The 16,657-nt window shown below is 68.8% G+C and carries 13 protein-coding genes and 1 pseudogene; 7 read left to right on the top strand and 7 right to left on the bottom strand.

Annotated elements, in window-relative coordinates; genetic code table 11:
• Window positions 1-636 precede the first annotated feature (636 nt).
• Window positions 637-2,205, top strand: a complete 1,569-nt coding sequence (locus tag ACFUNE_RS04920; RefSeq protein WP_383562292.1) for a PucR family transcriptional regulator — start codon at window positions 637-639, stop codon at window positions 2,203-2,205.
• A gap of 351 nt (window positions 2,206-2,556) precedes the next feature.
• On the opposite strand, the gene ACFUNE_RS04915 is transcribed toward ACFUNE_RS04920, so the two are convergent.
• Window positions 2,557-3,669 carry an acetate/propionate family kinase gene (locus tag ACFUNE_RS04915; protein WP_383562290.1) on the bottom strand — a complete coding sequence of 371 codons (1,113 nt, stop codon included), beginning with the start codon at window positions 3,667-3,669 and terminating at the stop codon, window positions 2,557-2,559.
• 1,098 nt (window positions 3,670-4,767) lie between these two features.
• Here ACFUNE_RS04915 and ACFUNE_RS04910 point away from each other — a divergent pair.
• A complete protein-coding gene (locus tag ACFUNE_RS04910; RefSeq protein WP_383562288.1) occupies window positions 4,768-5,901 on the top strand; it encodes a hypothetical protein in 1,134 nt (377 codons plus the stop codon).
• A 56-nt stretch (window positions 5,902-5,957) separates the two neighbouring features.
• Here ACFUNE_RS04910 and ACFUNE_RS04905 read toward each other — a convergent pair.
• Window positions 5,958-6,720, bottom strand: a pseudogene (locus ACFUNE_RS04905) (transposase).
• 360 nt (window positions 6,721-7,080) lie between these two features.
• Between ACFUNE_RS04905 and ACFUNE_RS04900 the strand changes: the two are divergent.
• Complete coding sequence (locus tag ACFUNE_RS04900; protein WP_383562286.1) at window positions 7,081-8,256, top strand: glutathione-independent formaldehyde dehydrogenase; 1,176 nt, start codon at window positions 7,081-7,083, stop codon at window positions 8,254-8,256.
• A gap of 519 nt (window positions 8,257-8,775) precedes the next feature.
• Here ACFUNE_RS04900 and ACFUNE_RS04895 read toward each other — a convergent pair.
• Window positions 8,776-9,741 carry a pirin family protein gene (locus tag ACFUNE_RS04895; RefSeq protein WP_383562284.1) on the bottom strand — a complete coding sequence of 322 codons (966 nt, stop codon included), beginning with the start codon at window positions 9,739-9,741 and terminating at the stop codon, window positions 8,776-8,778.
• 121 nt (window positions 9,742-9,862) lie between these two features.
• Between ACFUNE_RS04895 and ACFUNE_RS04890 the strand changes: the two genes are divergently transcribed.
• Window positions 9,863-10,285 carry a tetratricopeptide repeat protein gene (locus tag ACFUNE_RS04890; protein ID WP_383562282.1) on the top strand — a complete coding sequence of 141 codons (423 nt, stop codon included), beginning with the start codon at window positions 9,863-9,865 and terminating at the stop codon, window positions 10,283-10,285.
• 72 nt (window positions 10,286-10,357) lie between these two features.
• Here ACFUNE_RS04890 and ACFUNE_RS04885 read toward each other — a convergent pair whose 3' ends face one another.
• From ACFUNE_RS04885 to ACFUNE_RS04870, 4 genes are all read right to left on the bottom strand, one after another.
• Window positions 10,358-11,053: a TetR/AcrR family transcriptional regulator gene (locus ACFUNE_RS04885; RefSeq protein ID WP_383562280.1), complete on the bottom strand. Its 696-nt coding sequence runs from the start codon at window positions 11,051-11,053 to the stop codon at window positions 10,358-10,360.
• Between the two features lie 165 nt (window positions 11,054-11,218).
• On the bottom strand, window positions 11,219-11,968 hold the full coding sequence (locus ACFUNE_RS04880; protein ID WP_383562278.1) for an SDR family oxidoreductase: 750 nt from the start codon (window positions 11,966-11,968) through the stop codon (window positions 11,219-11,221).
• A 221-nt stretch (window positions 11,969-12,189) separates the two neighbouring features.
• Window positions 12,190-12,861 (bottom strand): 4'-phosphopantetheinyl transferase, encoded by a 672-nt coding sequence (locus ACFUNE_RS04875; RefSeq protein ID WP_383562276.1) that lies wholly within the window; start codon window positions 12,859-12,861, stop codon window positions 12,190-12,192.
• Complete coding sequence (locus ACFUNE_RS04870) at window positions 12,858-13,757, bottom strand: metallophosphoesterase family protein (RefSeq protein WP_383562274.1); 900 nt, start codon at window positions 13,755-13,757, stop codon at window positions 12,858-12,860. Before ACFUNE_RS04870 ends, ACFUNE_RS04875 begins: the two co-directional genes overlap by 4 nt.
• A gap of 258 nt (window positions 13,758-14,015) precedes the next feature.
• Here ACFUNE_RS04870 and ACFUNE_RS04865 point away from each other — a divergent pair, with 258 nt between their 5' ends.
• The 3 genes from ACFUNE_RS04865 to ACFUNE_RS04855 all read left to right on the top strand — a co-directional run bounded on the left by ACFUNE_RS04865 (window position 14,016) and on the right by ACFUNE_RS04855 (window position 16,646).
• Window positions 14,016-14,387, top strand: coding sequence for a VOC family protein (locus tag ACFUNE_RS04865; RefSeq protein WP_383562272.1), 372 nt, complete (start codon window positions 14,016-14,018; stop codon window positions 14,385-14,387).
• Between the two features lie 118 nt (window positions 14,388-14,505).
• Complete coding sequence (locus tag ACFUNE_RS04860; RefSeq protein ID WP_383562270.1) at window positions 14,506-15,057, top strand: cysteine hydrolase family protein; 552 nt, start codon at window positions 14,506-14,508, stop codon at window positions 15,055-15,057.
• Window positions 15,058-15,269: 212 nt separating this feature from the next.
• Window positions 15,270-16,646, top strand: coding sequence for an MFS transporter (locus ACFUNE_RS04855; protein ID WP_383562268.1), 1,377 nt, complete (start codon window positions 15,270-15,272; stop codon window positions 16,644-16,646).
• Window positions 16,647-16,657 lie beyond the last annotated feature (11 nt).

The following is a 16,657-nucleotide window of genomic DNA, read 5'->3' as shown; positions in this document are numbered from 1 at the left end:
TTCAGGTACGAATAGGACCTCCGCGGGCACCTCAGAGCGCGCCAAGTGATGTGGCGCCGCGATCAACTCGTAGCGGCTCGGGCTAGACCCAGCTCAGCCCTTGGCCGGAGGAACAAACGGGGCCGGAGGGCCATCGGAGGGGCAGCCAGCCGGTACGTCCCGTACAAGTCAGCTGAGCTGTCATGCTGCTCCGGCATCGCGGTCCCCCTCCTGCGGGTTCACGTACGGAGGTTTTTCCAACGCACCCCAGGATGGCGAGCCGAGTGGCGCGGCGCCTGCGCCTGGGCGGCCAGGAATGCACGCGCCCGGTCGCCCTACGAGTACTAGAGTGAATCTACGGACATATCGCACGGGGTGGCGCGCGAGCGAGAGTCGAATTATCGCTTCCTCGCTTGCCTTGCCCCCTGAGGGCTCGGGAGTGATCCCATGGCCAAGAGTCGGCCGCACAACCTGTCCCGCCGCTCCGACAGGGAAAGCAGTAGTACACCGACCAGCCATAGGCGTCCTCCCGCAGCCGCACACAAAGAGCCTTACCCACAGGCGCTGCCTCCCGCCGACCAGGCCCTCCACGAACTTACGGCGCTCTCTCGCACCCTGTTCGAGACCTCGGACGAAAGCGAGATCCTGCGACTGGCCATGGTGTACATATCCGCCGCCGGGCCGTACAGCACAGAGGCCGGCTACCTCGAAGCGGACGGAGAGCTGGTCCCCAGCCCGAGGAACCGCCAGGATCACGCCTTGACCACGGACCGGAGGGTGCGGGAGCTGGCCGGACAGGACGGTCCTGTGGCCGTCCCCGGTAGGCCCCGGGGCCAAGCTCTTGGGCTGCGCGGGCTTGAGGGACTCCACGGCTACCTCGTAGTGACGTCCCGCTCGCAGCCCACCGAAGCCGAGCGGTCCCTACTCGCCACACTCGTCCGGCACACCACTGCTGCGCTGTCAGTCGCCTTCGCGCACCGCCGCCGCCGCGAGGAGGTTCTGGAGCTGCACCAGCTAAGGGAGGAACGCTCAGCCCTCCAGCGGCAGCTGATCGCCGTCGTAGCCGAGCTGGCGTACTGGCAAGCCGTACACGCACACATGGCCGACGTCGCCGCCACGGGCGATGCCGAGGACGCCGTCACCCACGCCCTGCACGGGCTGACTGGACTCCCCGCACTGGTCGAGGACCGCTTCGGCCGGCTGAGGTCCTGGACCGGTCCCAGCCGGCCCGACCCCTATCCGGAACCGGACCCCGTGCGCCAGGACGAACTGCTGAACGCCGTCGCCCGGGAGGCCGGGCCGGCGCGGATCAAGGACCGGCTTATCACTCTCGTCCGCCCGCACGGCGAGATCCTGGGCACGCTGGCTCTTGTCGACCCCCACGGCGAAGCAGACGAGCACACCCTGCTCGCGCTGGAACAGGCCGCCGCATCGCTCGCCCCGGAGCTGGCGCACCTGCGCAACCTGGCCGAAGTGGAACTGAGGCTGCACCGCCAGCTGGCCGACGACCTACTCGCAGGAACGGACGAGGCGAGCGCCTACGCCCGCTCCGAGGCCGTCGGACACGACCTGCACCGCAGCCACTACGTCGTCGTGGTCCAGTGGTCGGACCGGACTGCGAACGGTTCCTTTGCCCAGACCGTGGGCCGGGCCGCATCTGCCGTAGGCATGCGCTCACTGCTGACCCGGCGTGCCGAGCACGTGGTCCTGCTCGCTGACGACAGACCGCACGCCCGAGCGCTGTACGACGCGCTCACCCTGGAGACGGGGACACCGTCCGGGGCGATCGGCGTGAGCGCCCGGTGCGATTCCCCCGACGACATCCCCCAGCGCTATCAGGAGGCACAGCGCGCCTTGGAAGTGCGCCGCCACTCCCGCAAGCGATGCGGCACGACGTTCTTCGACGAACTCGGCCTCTACCGGATCCTGGGGCCCGGCAACGATTTCCAGGAACTGGAGGCGTTCGTCCACGAGTGGCTCGGACAGCTCATCGACTACGACGCCCGACACAACTCGGCCATGGCGGAGACCTTGGCCCGGTACTTTGACTGCGGCGGCAACTATGACGAGACCGCCGCATCCCTCGCCATCCACCGCAGCACGCTGCGCTACAGACTTCAGCGCATCCGCGACATCAGCGGCAGCGACCTCGCGAACGTCGAGGACCGGCTCAACCTTCAGGTGGCGACCCGGGTGTGGAAGATCGTGCTGGGGGGATTCGGCTGAGGCCCTATGTAAGAGCTGGGCATGGGCAGCACCCGGCCTGGGAACCGGAGGTCCGCTCCTTCGACCGTGATGGGGTCGCCGTCCGGCGCGGACCACGGCAAATGTGAGCTGCAACCAGCGCCTTCTCGCCCGAGGCTGAGAAGGCGCTGGTTGCCTGGGGGCGCGCTGCCGCAGGCTGGGCAACATTCGTAGGACACGTCTCGCAAAACCGGTACACCGTGGCCGCGGTTCGACCGGCGCTCTGGTCATGCCTGGATCCCCGGGCTTCATCCAGGTGTCGGACACCCCTCGCAAGGTCAGGGCCCTGTACACGGACTCCGTTTGTCGATGCGGCGGCGGTGCCGGCACACCTCAGCGGTGGGCCAACAGAGCCCGTGTCTCCACGTTGATCTGCTGAGCCTCACCAGTGGGGACGACCACGACGGGAACTCGCGCACCGGGCTCGCTGATGATTTCGGGACGTTCGGCGACCAGCGGTCGCAGTCCGCCCGTGAGGCCGAAGACAGAAAGTACGGCGCACACCTCCTCACGCACCTCAGGCTGGTCCTCGCCGATCTCGCCGGTGAAAACGAGAGCGTCAAGACGGCTCAAGGATGCGGCCATCCCGGCGATGCCGCGACGGCACTGGTGGGTGAACACGTCGAGAGCGAGTGCGGCTCGCTCGTCGCCTGCCGCCCGGCTGCGGACCAGGTCGCGCGTGTCGTCCGAAGTGCCGGAGAGGGCGAGGAGACCGGACCTGTGGTTCAGAGTGTCCTCGATCTCGTTCGCAGACACATTCTTCCGTGTCAGCAGCCAGGTCAGGGCGCCAGGGTCGACGCTGCCGCTGCGATGGCTCATCACCAGGCCCTCCAAGGGCGTAAAGCCCATCGTCGTGTCGACACTGCGCCCATCACGAACCGCGCAGGCGGAGCAGCCACCGCCGAGGTGCACCATCACCAGGTGGAGCTGCTCGGGACGGCGGCCCAGGAGCTCAGCCGTGCGGGCCAGCGCCCAGGCGTAGGACAGGCCATGAAAGCCGTAGCGGCGCAGTCCGTACTTCTCGCGCCAGCTGGAAGGTACCGCGTACTCCCGTGCCGCAACGGGTAAGCCGGCGTGGAAGACGGTGTCGAAGCAGGCGACGTGCGGAACTCCCGGCAGTTGCTCCCGAGCCGCATCCAGAACGGTCAGTGCTTGGGGGACGTGCAACGGCGCGAGGTCTGCCACCCGGTCCAGGCGGGCACGCACGGCGTCGTCCAGCAGGGTGTGGCTGCGCAGCTCCGATCCGCCGTGGACGATGCGGTGACCTACAGCTGCAGGAGCCGGCCCTTCCTTCAGCAACTGCCGCAGCGAGCCGGTTACCCCCTCGCCTGGCGGAGAGTCACTGTGATGTTCGTTGAGGACTTGACCACCGCCCCCGAAGACCGTCAGACGCAAGCTCGATGACCCTGCGTCAGTCACCAGCACCGGGCTGGTTCGTGGGCGCACACACTGATCCTCTCTCTGGTTCCGCGAGCATCCCTCGAAAGAGGATTCATGGCTTTCCAAGCGGGCTTTCACGCCCCGGCGCTGAGTACCCGATCCGACCACACTGAAAACAGAACGGTCCGCTGAGCGAGCCCGGAAGACCAGCGCAATCGGCCTGGCGATCAACAGGCGCTCAGGATCACTGGCAACTTCCACTCGCCGCTACGGCCGAGGTAGGACAGCGAACCGGAGGGCAATCCACCCGGCCACGCCGTCGTCCAGGGAACGCCCACTCCGCGGTGCGGTCTTCGATCGAGGTGCCGAAGAGCGCGGCGGACGCGGGCTGGTGTGAGCCTGTCAGGGGCCGGTTACTTCCAAGGCCTGCGGAGGTCTGCCGCCAGGGGCGGGCAAAGCCGCAGCTGGGTGAAAACCGTCTCCGAGATGTCCCCTACCAAGCGAGGGTAGGTTCATCTGTCGTCGCCGCGGACTGGTAGGTAAATGGGCTGAGGCGGAGCTTCCAGGCCCCACACGGTGCGGCTGCGGAACCCCGTCTCCTCCAGCCTCACACCGGTCGACTCACCTAGGGCTGGGTGTCAGGCCCGGGGCCAGCCCCTCTGCGCATGTCGTGCTCCACGTCGGGGCGGGGCCTACCGGTCTCTTTCGCGTACTGGACGACTGCGCTCTGCATATCGCGTACCAGATCACGGCACGCCCGCAACGCTGTTTCCTGAGCCACAGCCTGCACCGGGGTCAACAACTCACCCGCAGGCGGACCAAACCGCTCCCGGAGCTCCTCGACGTGCCCTTGCGCCTCATCCACCGCGCGCTGCTTCTCGATCAACTCTTCCAAGGTGTATCCCACAGCGACGAACACTAGCCACGGCCCGCCGTACGACAGCGCTCATCGCCAGCGACAGCAAACGCGGCGCCCCGCTGACACAGAAGTGGAAAGACTGGCCCCGCGGCGATGCCTTGAAGCCTCCGCTTCCAGCCCACGGCTCAGAGAAGCAGCCGACTCGTAGATCCCCGTATGCCCGCACCCGCTGGCGGGGCACGTGCCTGCGGAGACATCCTGGGGACACCTGTGATCGAGGGGCAGTCGACGCGAAGGGTCCAGTCATGCGCGGATCGGCTCAGGACGTTACGGTGGTCGCCCTCCTGGCGGACCCGGAGGCTCCGACAGAGATTGCCCACCGCGCGGCCCGGGCCCTTCCTGATCGGCTCGCCGAGAAGGCGGGCCAGGGACACCGATTCGATGTGCAGGTGGTCAGTGAGCCCTTCACCGCGGAGACCGAGGACCTGCCCACGTTGATGCAGCGGATCGCCGACCGCAGAAGTTCGGAGAACTGGGACGTCGTCGTGGCCCTCACCGACCTCCCCCTGCATACGCACGGGCGCAAGCTCGCGGTGAATCTGAGTCACGAAGACGGCGCAGCACTGCTGTCCCTCCCCTCGCTGGGGGGCTTGCGCCTGCAGAGGAGAGCCCGGCAGGCCGTTGAAGAAGCCGTACTCAGCCTGTTGGCGGCCCCACAGGCGGCGGGAGGTGAGGGGGCTGGAGGGCGTCCGCGGAGTAAGCCACTGCGGGGGCCCTTCGCTGACCCTCTCACTCCCATCCATCCGGGCCAGGTCGGTGAGGAAGAGGCCGCTGATCGCCGGTATGTCGTCAGCGGGCCGCGCGGTTACCTGCGGGTCCTGGCCGGTATGGTACGCGCCAACCGGCCGTGGCGGCTGGTACCTGGCCTCTCGAAGGCGTTGGCGGCCGCCCTTGCCACCGGGGCCATCGCCACCGTGAACTCCACCGTCTGGAGCCTGGCCGCCTCCCTGAGCACCCCGCGCCTTGTGGTCGCCATGATCGGGTCCATCGCGCTCATGATCGGCTGGCTGATCGTGGACGCGAACCTGTGGCATCAAACGGCAGGGCACTCGCCGGAGGAGAGGAAGAGGACGGCCCTCTACAACGCCTCGACGGTCCTGACCGTGGGTATCGGGGTGCTCGTCTGCTACGTGGGTCTGCTGATCATCAACTTCGTATGGGCGCTGTTCATCCTGAACGATCAAGTGTTCGCTTCCATGACACGGAACTCGTTGAGCGCAACGGAATACTGGACGTTGTCCTGGTTCGTCGCTTCGACGGCCACCGTGGGAGGCGCATTGGGTTCGGGCCTGGAGAGCGACGAAGCGATCCGGGCATCCGCATACTCCAAGCGCGAACAGGAACGCCGCCAGATGCTCCAGGACGACCACGACGCCTAAAGGTTGTTGCAGAAGGGTGGGTGTGGGCAGGCCGGGAAGGCGTTTGACCTGCTGGTTCAGCCTGTCATGGCGAGGTTGTGCATGGTGGCGACGGCTTGGACGGCGTGGTGGAGGCCGTCTCCTTTCTGGCGGCAGTCGCGGAGGATTTTCCAGTTCTTCATGCGGGCGAAGGTGTGCTCGACGCGGGCGCGGACGCGTCGGTGTTCGGCGTTGTCCTCCTCCTGGCCGCGCAGGAGTGGGCGTCCGGCTCTTCTGCGGTGCGGGACGATCAAGCCGGTTCCCAGGTAGGCACCGTCTGCGATGACCGTTGTCCCGGCCGCGACGGCGGGCAGGTCCGATTCTCGCCAGGCGTGGGCGTCGGCCTTGTTCCCGGGGACGGGGCGGGCTGAGGCGATCACCAGGCGGCTGTCCGCGTCGATGATGACCTGCACGTTCGCCGAGGCCGATAGTTGCGGGAGGATGCGGCAACCGTGCGGTCGCGGACCGCGACCAGGGTTGCGTCCACGATCCACAACCGTTCGACATCCGCGACGGGCCGCGGCGCCGGCTCCAGCGCGATAAGCGGCCGCAGGCGATGGATGACCGGCAGATGGTGGCTGGGGAGATCCCGAAGAGCGGGGCAAGCTGGCGCATCGTGAGGTTGGTCCGGTAGTAGACGGCCGCCAGGAGGACCCGGTCCGCCAGCGGCGGGCACCACGGGCGCCCTCCACCGGGACCGTTTCCTCCCCGCTCCGTTATGCCTTCACCAACTTCGCGAACCGGCCCATGCGCAAGCAGTGAACGTCTCCACCCACAACAGATCAGCCCGCAACACCCCACCCATACAAGAGGAATGCCCTATCCCAGACGTTCTGCAACAACTTTTGGCAGGTGACCCGAACCGGCGAGGTGCGCCAGATGGCCGCCCGGACCCGCAGAATCCCCTGCGCTGACCGGCCGGCGCACAGTCGTTTAGCAAGGGTTTCTATGGGTATGGGAAAAATGTGCATGGCTAGGGTCGCCTGGGCTCCTTCTGTCGGCCCGGCCGTGGCGCCACCGCGCACCTGAACCGGGTGGACGGCCCGCCGAGGCGTGCCGGAGCCGAAGACTCCGTCGTACCACCGCGCGAGAGTCGGGCTGCGTGCTGCGCCTCCATCGCAGCCGCGCTGCGGTCATGCCGCGGCGCCGAAAGAAGCGATCATGAAAGCAGCGGTATATGAGAGCCCGCGTACGGTCACGGTGAAGGACGTGCCGGACGCGAAGATCGAGCACCCCTGCGACATCGTCGTCAAGATCACCGCCACCAACATCTGCGGCTCGGACCTGCACATGTACGAGGGCCGCACCTCGTTCGAGTCCGGCCGCACCCTGGGCCACGAGAACATGGGCCAGGTCGTCGAGGTCGGGTCGGCCGTGAGCAAGGTCCAGGTCGGCGAGTACGTGGTCCTGCCCTTCAACATCGCCTGCGGCTTCTGCAAGCAGTGCGAGCGGGGCCTGACGAACTACTGCCTGACCATGCAGCCGGAACCGGCCCTCGCCGGAGCCGCCTACGGATTCGCCGAGATGGGCCCCTACCAGGGCGGCCAGGCGGAACTGCTGCGCGTGCCCTACGGCGACTTCAACGCGCTGCGCCTGGGTGAGGACGCCGCCGAGCGGCAGAGCGACTACGTGATGCTCGCCGACATCTTCCCCACCGGCTACCACGCCACCGAGATGGCCCACGTCAAACCCGGCGACCAGACGGTCGTCTTCGGAGCCGGCCCGGTCGGCCTGATGGCGGCCTACTCCGCCCTCATCAAGGGCGCCGGCCGCGTCTGGGTAGCCGACCACCAGCCCGACCGGCTGAGCAAGGCCGAGGAGATCGGCGCCATCCCCATCAACACCGCCGAGCAGGACCCGGCAGAAGTCGTCAAGGAAGCCACCCTCGGCCTGGGCGCCGACAACGGCTGCGAATGCGTCGGCTACCAGGCACACGACCCCCAGGGACACGAGGACGCCAGCCTCACACTCAACGGCCTGATCGACTCCGTCAGGTTCACTGGCGACCTCGGCGTCGTGGGCGTGTTCCTGCCCGAGGACCCCGGCGGCGAAAAAGCCCAAGGGAAGCTGGAGGCACAGGGCAAGGTCCCCATCGACTTCGGCATGATGTGGTTCAAGGGCCAGCACATGGGGACCGGACAAGCACCCGTGAAGAGGTACAACCGGGCGCTGCGCGACCTCATCGCCGGCGACAAGGCAAAGCCGAGCTTCATCGTTTCCCACGAACTCGGCCTCGACGAAGCACCCACCGCCTACAAGCACTTCGACGCCCGGGACGAGGGCTGGACCAAGGTAGTCCTGCACCCCAACGGACACGGCAACGGTCACAAGCGGTAAGGCTCCCGGGGCTGCCATCCCGCCCGTATCCTCCGAACCGAACCGGCCGAGGCAGTTGTTCAGGGGGTAGGGAGGCGACAACCCCACGACGCAGGTTGGACGGCGCGAACGAGCGCGCGGTCCACACGCCGACGTCCCCTCTTCCCAGCCAAGTCAATTTGTGGGATTCCTTCAAACGAACCTCGCTCTCAACCTGGTTCCGGCCTGGCTCCCTGGCAGAGCGCAGGAAGCCGGCCGGACACAACTCATTGCCCCGACAAGTCTGCCGCTCCAGGACTGGTCGGTGTGGGGTCGGGAGCACGCCTGGACGAATGGCAATTAACTGACCACCCGTCAGCAAAGTCAGCATTGGGTCAGCATTGGCCCGACTAGACCTGCCCACACACGGCGACACCTCCGCCTGACAGCCAGCCCCGGGCGGTACCGCTGAGCAAACTTGCAGCAGCAAGTCACGCCTGACAGTCAGGTGCGATCCACGCCCCCACTTCCGCTAGCCCCCAGATCCCCATAAGTCCCTGCTCAGCGAATACGACCCCGCGACTTCAAGCGCCCCGGCGGTAGCTCCGGGGCGGAGAGCCGCGCCCCTGCGTACCCGTTCACATCCCCAAACCTCATCCCCTTCACCCAGTCCTCGCGCGCCCTGCTGATATCGTCGTGGGATCTAGCGATGAAGTTCCACCACATGATGATCTCCTCCTCGAACGGTTCGCCGCCGAGGAGCATCAGCCCCGCGTCGGAGGCAGCGCGCAGCGGCAGCTCGGTGCGGCCGCAGCCGAGGTAGAGCATCGAGCCCGCCTGGACCGGGACGCCGTCGACCTCCGCCTCGCCGGACATCGACAACACCGCGTACTCGAAGTCGGGATCCAGCGGCAGCCGGGCCTCGGCGCCGCCCGTCAGGGCCAGGTCCGCCCCGACGATCGGGGTGTAGGCCCTGCCGGGTGACGCGGCACCGTCGAGTTCGCCGAGGATCACGGTCGCCACGAGGCCGGGCGCCGTCACGACGGGCAGGTCGGTGTGGTGCTGGAAGTGCGGCTCGACATGCCGGTCGGCATCGGGGAGGGCCACCCAGAGCTGGGCGCCGTGCAGAATCCTCCCGTGCGGCTTCGGGCTCTCCTCGGAGTGGCTGATGGCCCTTCCGGAGGTCATCAGACCCAGCTCCCGCGGACGGATCCGCTGGAGGCTGCCCAGGCTGTCGCGGTGCAGGACTTCCCCGTCGTGCAGCCAGCTGACCGTCTGCAGGCCCATGTGAGGGTGCGGCGGCACCTGCATCCCGGGCTCGTCGGCGATGTCGTCGGGGCCGTAGTGGTCCACGAACGCCCAGGCACCGACCATGCGGCGCCCCAGGTTGGGCAGGAGCCTGCGCACCTCGGTGGACTCGCCGAGCTGGACGTGGCGCGGGGTGAGGAGTTCACGTACCGGTTCGGCGACGACGAACCCACGTCCGCCGCAGACGGAGGGAGCGGCATGGCGATCGAGATTGCTCATGGCGCACAACCTATTCCCGTGCGGTCGGTGAGCACCGGTCCCCACGCCCAAAATTTAGTGGAATGTTTAACTACCTCATTGTGTTGACGCGACTGCAAGACATTCCGGCCGAGGAGGAGAAGTGGACGACACCTACTACGAGTTCGGCACACCCGCCGACCGCTGGGACCGGGCTCAGATGTTCTTCGAGGCCAAGGAGTACGTGACGGCGGCCCGGATCCTGGGAGGCCTGGTGCAGGAGGTGCCGGAGCAGGTGGGACCGCGGTTGCTGCTGGCACGCGCCTACTACCACTCGGCCCGGCTCACCAAGGCCGAAACGGAGTTGCGCGAGGTGCTGGAGCGCGACCCTGTCGAGGACTACGCCCGGCTGATGCTCGGGCGCACCCTCGAACGCCAGGGGCGGCACGCGGAGGCGGCTCCCCATCTGCGCATGGCTCACACGATGGCAGGGGACGTCGCAGCTCCCGAGACTCTCGCGCAGGAGCAGCAGGAGCAGCAGGAGCAGCAGGAGCAGCAGGAGCAGCAGGAGCAGCAGCAGGGGTGACAACCACGCCGGCCGACGGCGCCGGGAGGGCGGAGCAGCAGCGCCGCTCCCCCGGCACCGGCCTGGGCCGGTTCACCGTTCCGCGTTCGACACCCGGTCGAGCCATTCCGTCATCAGTGCCGACTCGGCCGTACTCAGCCCGGATCCGTGCGACCGGCGCAGGAGAGCGCCCAGTCTGGCCGCGGCGGAGGGGATTCCGGATTCCGCCGGCTCACGCGCCTGCACGTCAGGGGTGAAGACCGCAGCGTGCACGGCGTCGCGGACGCGCGCCGACACTCCGGCGTCCACGAAGGTCGTGGGGCGGGAGACGAGCATCAGCGCGACGCCGGTCGTCGCCGACATGATCATCTGCGCGGCCAGTGCGGGTGCCACACGGAGCTTCCCCTGCTCGGCCGCCCGCTCGAGGTCCCGCGTCAGGATGCGGTGCGACTCGAGGGCGGCCTCCGGCGGCATGCGCATCGCCGGCGAGTTCATCAGCCGGTACAGGTTGGGGTTCCGGAGAGCGAAATCGACATGGCTGTCCCAGCCGTTGCGGAGGTCCTCGATGGGATCCGTGCTCTCGCCCCGCTCCCGCTTGGTCGCCAGGTAGGCGTCGAAGCCGTGATCGACCACTGCCGACAGCAGCCCTTCCTTGTCCCCGAAGTGCCGGTAGAGGGCCGGCGCCCCGACCTGTGCGGCCTCGCACACGGCCCGCGTGGAGATGTCCCCGTCCGGGGACTCCGCGACCAGCCGGGCCGCGACGTCGAGGATGCGCGCTCGTGTACTCATCGGACGGACGGTATCAAGGGGCACGCCCGGTGAATCCGAGCGCGGCAGCGGGAAGCTCCGCCCCGCGAAGGCCTCCCCCACGGCCGCCCGGTCCCACCACTCATGACGTCGCCCATGGCCATCACCCGCGTCGGCTGCGGAATCGGGGTGCCGGGGCGGCCGCGGTCAGACGATGCCGCCGTTGGCACGCAGCACCTGTCCGTTGACCCAGCGGGCGGGTCCGGCGAGGAAGGAGACGACCTCCGCGATGTCCTGGGGTGCCCCCAGCCGCTCCAGGGGCGGCTGGGCGGCCATCCGCGCGACGGTCTCCTCGTCCTTGCCGTCCAGGAACAGGGCGGTGGCGGTCGGCCCCGGCGCGACGGCGTTGACCGTGATGTCCCGGCCACGCAGCTCGCGGGCGAGGATCAGCGTCATCGCCTCGACGGCCCCCTTGGTCGCGGCGTACGCCGTGTACCCGGGGATGGCCAGCCCCAGCACCGAGCTCGAGAAGTTGATGATCGCCCCGCCGTCGCGAAGGCGACGGGCCGCCTGCTGGCCGACGACGAAGGTACCGCGGACGTTGGTGCGGAACATCCGGTCCAGGGCGTCCAGGTCGAGGTCCACCAGCGGGGAGAGCGACATGACCCCCGCGGCGTGAACGACCACGTCGATGCCGCCGAAGGCCTCCTCCGCGGCGTCGAAGAGTGCGGAGACCGCTACCTCGTCCGCGACATCCGCCTGGTGCGCGAAGGCCTTGCCGCCAGCGGCGACGACTGCCGCGACCGCCGCGTCGGCCTCGGTCCTGTTTCCCGCGTAGTTGACGACGACCGCGAACCCGTCCGCCGCCAGCCGTTCGGCGCTCTCACGGCCGATCCCTCGCGAGCCCCCGGTGACCAGAGCGACCCTGTGTGTGGCGGCGGTGTGCTGTTCGGTCATGACGCTGCTCCTGTGGCAATGGGACTGCCGACGGTTCCACGAACCCTGACGTGATCAACGCTAACATCTCGTCGTTAGCAACGCTACGAAAAAGTGGTAGCGGCGTTTCCGGCGCCGCTCCCCTCCGCGCCCCGACCGAGACGAACCCGACCGGACCGAACCGGCCATGGATGCGTCAGGAGCATGCAGAAGTCCGCCCGCATCGACACGCCCCGCCCGACTCAGGCGGGACGGCCTGCGGGGAGCGCGATCGCGGTCACCGCGAAGCCGTCGTCGACCAGCCATCTTCCCTCGTACGTGTCCGGCATCCCGGGCGCGGACTGCGAGAGCTCCGCGGTGAACGTGCCTTCGACGGCACTTCCCGGGCTCCGGTCGAATCTCACGTCCGCCTCGTCGAAGTCGAGTTCGATCCGCGTGAGCGGAAACCAGGTCTTGAAGACGCTCTCCTTGGCACTGAACAGCAGCCGGTCCCAGTGGACAGCCGTGTCGTGCGCGCCCGTGGACAGCCTCGCTCGTTCCGAAGGCAGCGAGATCATCTCCCACACGTCGGGCGGTAGGGGCTCGTTCGGCTCGGCGTCGATACCGACCGCGCGTATCTCGGATGCCCTGGCCAGGGCTGCCGCGCGGTACCCGTCGCAGTGCGTCATGCTGCCGACTGTGCCGTCGGGCCACAGCGGTATCCCCCGGTGGCCGCGCAGCACCGGCGCCGGGGGGAGCCCCAGGGCGCCCATGGCCCGTCTCGCGCAGGCGCGCACCGCCGCGAATTCGTGTCTGCGCCGGTCCACGCTGGCGGCCACGAGCCGTGCCTCCTCCGGATAGAGGCTGCCCGCCGGAGCATCGTCCTCATGGGTGTCCGCACACGCGACGTTCGGAGGAAGGATCCGTTCGATCACGAGGTGCCTCCCTCGGCCGGCTCGGGCTGCCGGCCCTCGTAGGGGAGGATCTGGCGCAACAGCCCGCGCGGGTGCCCTCTCTTGCGCCACTCCCTCGGATAACCGATCGAGACCTCCTCGAACCGGACGCCGTCGTGCCAGGTCGTCCGGGGGATGTGGAGGTGCCCGTAGACGACGGCCGCGACGTTGAACCGGCGGTGCCAGTCGGCGGTGAGTTCCGTGCCGCACCACTGGGCGAACTCCGGGTACCACATCACCGAGGTGGGCTCGCGCAGCAGGGGCCAGTGCCCGGCGACCACGAGCGGGATGTCCGGGTCGTGTGCCGCCAGGCGCTGCTCGGTGACTTCCACCCGGGCACGGCACCAGTCGTCCCGGGACGGATAGGGGTCGGGGTGCAGCAGGTACTCGTCGGTGCAGACGACGCCTGCCTCGTGGGCGCGGGCCAGGGACTCCTCCTTGGTCGCGGTTCCCGGGACCCTGAAGGTGTAGTCGTACAGAAGGAACACCGGGGCCACGGCCACCGGACCGTCCGCACCCTGCCACCGGGGGTAGGGGTCCTCGGGCGTGGTCACTCCGAGCTCACGGCACACCTGGACGAGGTGCTCGTACCGTGCGAGGCCACGAAGCCGTACGGGGTCCTTGTCCACGGTCCACAGCTCGTGGTTGCCGGGGGTCCAGACCACGTGGGCGAATCGCCCCGCGAGCAGTTCGAGCGCGCGCTCCACCTCCTCCGCCTGCTCCGCCACGTCCCCCGCGACGATGAGCCAGTCCTCGTCGGACGACGGGTGCAGCCCCTCGGCGATGGGACGGTTGTCGGCGATCCCGACGTGGAGATCACTGACTGCGAGGAGACGGCCGTTCGTCGGAGAAGCGGCAGATCCGGTCGTGGAACTCATTGTTCGAATTTAGCCTCTCCGAGGCGCGATCCGGGGCGCATCGCTCGACGTGCCCCGTCGTTCAGCTGCCAGGAACCGCTCCGGAGGTACGCGACGGCGGACGGCCGACGTGCCCGCAGCCGGCTGACGCGCTGTGCGTTCCAGATCCGGCGTGTCCATCCCCTGCGGACGGTCCGTGCCGGGGTGGACGGTGAGACCCTTGGGGCATGACCCGGGGGGTACGAGAACGTCGCACGGCACACGACGAGAGGACCGGACATGCCCGTCGCCACCTACAGCCTTGTCGCCCTCGACTGCCCCGATCCCCCGTCCCTGGCCGCTTTCTACCGGGCCGTCCTGGGCGGCGAGATCAAGCAGTACAACGAGGACTGGTACGACCTCTACGCCCCGGGCGGCGCACGCATCGCCTTCCAGAGGGCGGCGGACCACCGGCCGCCGGAGTGGCCCCGGGGGGACAGCAATTCCCAGCAGGCGCACCTGGACTTCGACGTGACGGACATCGAGCACGCGCAGGAGCAGGTGCTGACGCTCGGTGCGACACCTCTCGATCTCGACGACCGGGGCGGCGAGCGGGGATTCCGTGTGTACGCCGACCCGGCGGGCCACCCGTTCTGCCTCTGCTGGGAGTGACCTCCGCGGCCCGCGGTGAGGCCGCGCCCACCTGCCGGATGCGTCCTCCCTCGCGCGACGGATCCGACGGCCGTGCCGTCTCCGTGCCGCGCGAGGCAGGCGGGGAGAATGCGGATCCATGAGCAGAAGTGCCCTCATCGTCATCGACATGCTCAACACCTACGGCCATCCGGACGCGGAGATCCTCATTCCCTCCGTGCGCGAGGCACTCCCCCACGTCGTCGGGCTCATCGAACGGGCTCGCGATGGCGGTGTGCCGGTGATCCATGTGAACGACAACTTCGGTGAATGGCGATCCCATCACGGCGAGATCATCGAGAAGACGATGGCGGGGCCGCACAGCGACTTGGTGGAACCGGTCCTGCCGGACGCCGATTCGCTGTTCGTCGTGAAGGCCAGGCACTCGATCTTCTACGAGACACCGCTCAACTATCTCCTGTCGCAGCTGGACGTCGGTCATGTGGTCCTCTGCGGCCAGGTCACCGAGCAGTGCGTCCTGTACTCGGCCCTCGACGGGCATGTCCGCCACCTCCGGGTGACCGTTCCCGACGACGCCGTCGCCCACATCCACAAGGACTTGGCAGAGGCGTCCCTCGGGATGATGGAGCGCAACATGAACGCGTCCGTCCAACAGGCCCGGACCGTCGAGTTCACGCTCGGGGCGTCCTGACCATGGACAGATGCCTCCGGCAACGCTCCGAGGCCCGGGACCGAGACCGGGAAGCCTGGTCGTCGCTGCCGACTTGCGCGTAGTGTCGTCATCCTCTTCTCGTTCACGTTCCTCGATCTCAGCACTCAACGCATCTGCCGGCGCCGGAGCCGACACGGACGCGGGCTTCGGCTCCCGTCCGCGTCACCTTGGACGACTCCAGGCGGTTGGGCGTGGTGCCCGCCACGGGCATCGCGCTCCTGACCGTCCCACCGCGCAGCGGAAGGTTCGCCGTGACACCGCGGCACCTGTTCCGTCGTACCGCGCGGGGGTCCCGCAGCCCCCTTCCGGCCCGGACGGAGACCGGCTCCTACCGTTCAGCCCTGCGGACCCCCGGGGCGGCGGCCTTCTTCCTGGCCTCGGCCCCGGCCAGGATCGGAGTGGCCATGGCCGGCCTCGGCATCGTCTGGCTGGTCCATGCCGAGACCGGCTCCTTCGGGGTGGCCGGGCTGGTCACCGGCTCGTTCGCCGTCGCGGAGAGCGTGGTCGGCCCGCTGGTGGCCCGTCTCATGGACCGTTTCGGACAGCCGCGTGTCCTCGTCCCCCTCCTGTGCGCCCACGCCGGAGCGATCGCCTCCCTGATCGCGTCGGCACTGACGGGGGCGCACCCGGTGCCGCTGGTGGCGGCCGGGCTCGCCGCCGGGGCAACAGTCCCTCAGTTCGGCGCTCTCTCCTCGGCCCGCTGGTCAGCCCTGCTGCACGACAGGGCCGAGCTCACCCAGGCCTTCGCGCTCGAGACGATCAGCAATGAGATCGCCTTCCTCCTCGGGCCCGCCCTGGCGGTGCTGATGGCCGATCAGGTACACCCGGCCGCCGGGACGGCGCTGGCGGGAACGCTCGTCGTCGGGGCCGGACTGGTCTTCGCGGCACTGCGTCGTACGGCCCCGACGCCCGCCACGAGGCCCGTCCCGGACCGTGCGACCGCCCGGGGCGCACGGACTCTTCTGACCCGGGAGTTCGCCACCCTGCTGGCCGTCAATCTGGCACTGGGCGTCTTCTTCGGCTCCACACAGGTCTCGGTCAGCGCCTTCGCGGGCGCTCACCACGCCGCCGGCGCAGCCGGGTTCCTGTACGGACTGATGAGCGCGGCGAGCCTGTCGGCCGGACTGGCCTACGGGCGACTCCGCCGGCACACCCCGCCGGCCGTACAACTTCCTCTGATCCTGACCTTTCTGGCCTGCGCGTCGCTGCTGCCCCTGCTGGCCGAGTCGCCCTGGCAACTCGGCCTCGCCCTCCTGCTCCCCGGTGCGGGCATCGCTCCGTGCGTCATCGTCTCCTCGACGCTCGTCGAGTCGGTCGCGGACAGGTCGGTCCTGACCCAGGCCTTCACCTGGACGAACTCCGCGACCGCGGCGGGCATCGCCGCCTCCGCCGCCGCGGTCGGCCGGCTCGTGGACGGTCCGGACGGCGCCCGCGCCGGCTTCGCCGTCCCGCTCCTCGTCCTGACCGCGACGGCGGCCCTGGCCTGGTCGAGCCGTCACACCCCCCGTACGGGCACCACGGCATCCGGGTCACCGCGGGAGGCCGAGCCGAGCGAGCGCCGCCCCTGACCCCCGGCCGC

The sequence above is a fragment of the Streptomyces sp. NPDC057287 genome, assembly GCF_042667905.1.
Taxonomy (GTDB): Bacteria; Actinomycetota; Actinomycetes; order Streptomycetales; family Streptomycetaceae; genus Streptomyces.
The sequence above is the reverse complement of the archived record's forward strand: the minus strand, read 5'-3'. Positions and strand labels throughout refer to the sequence as shown.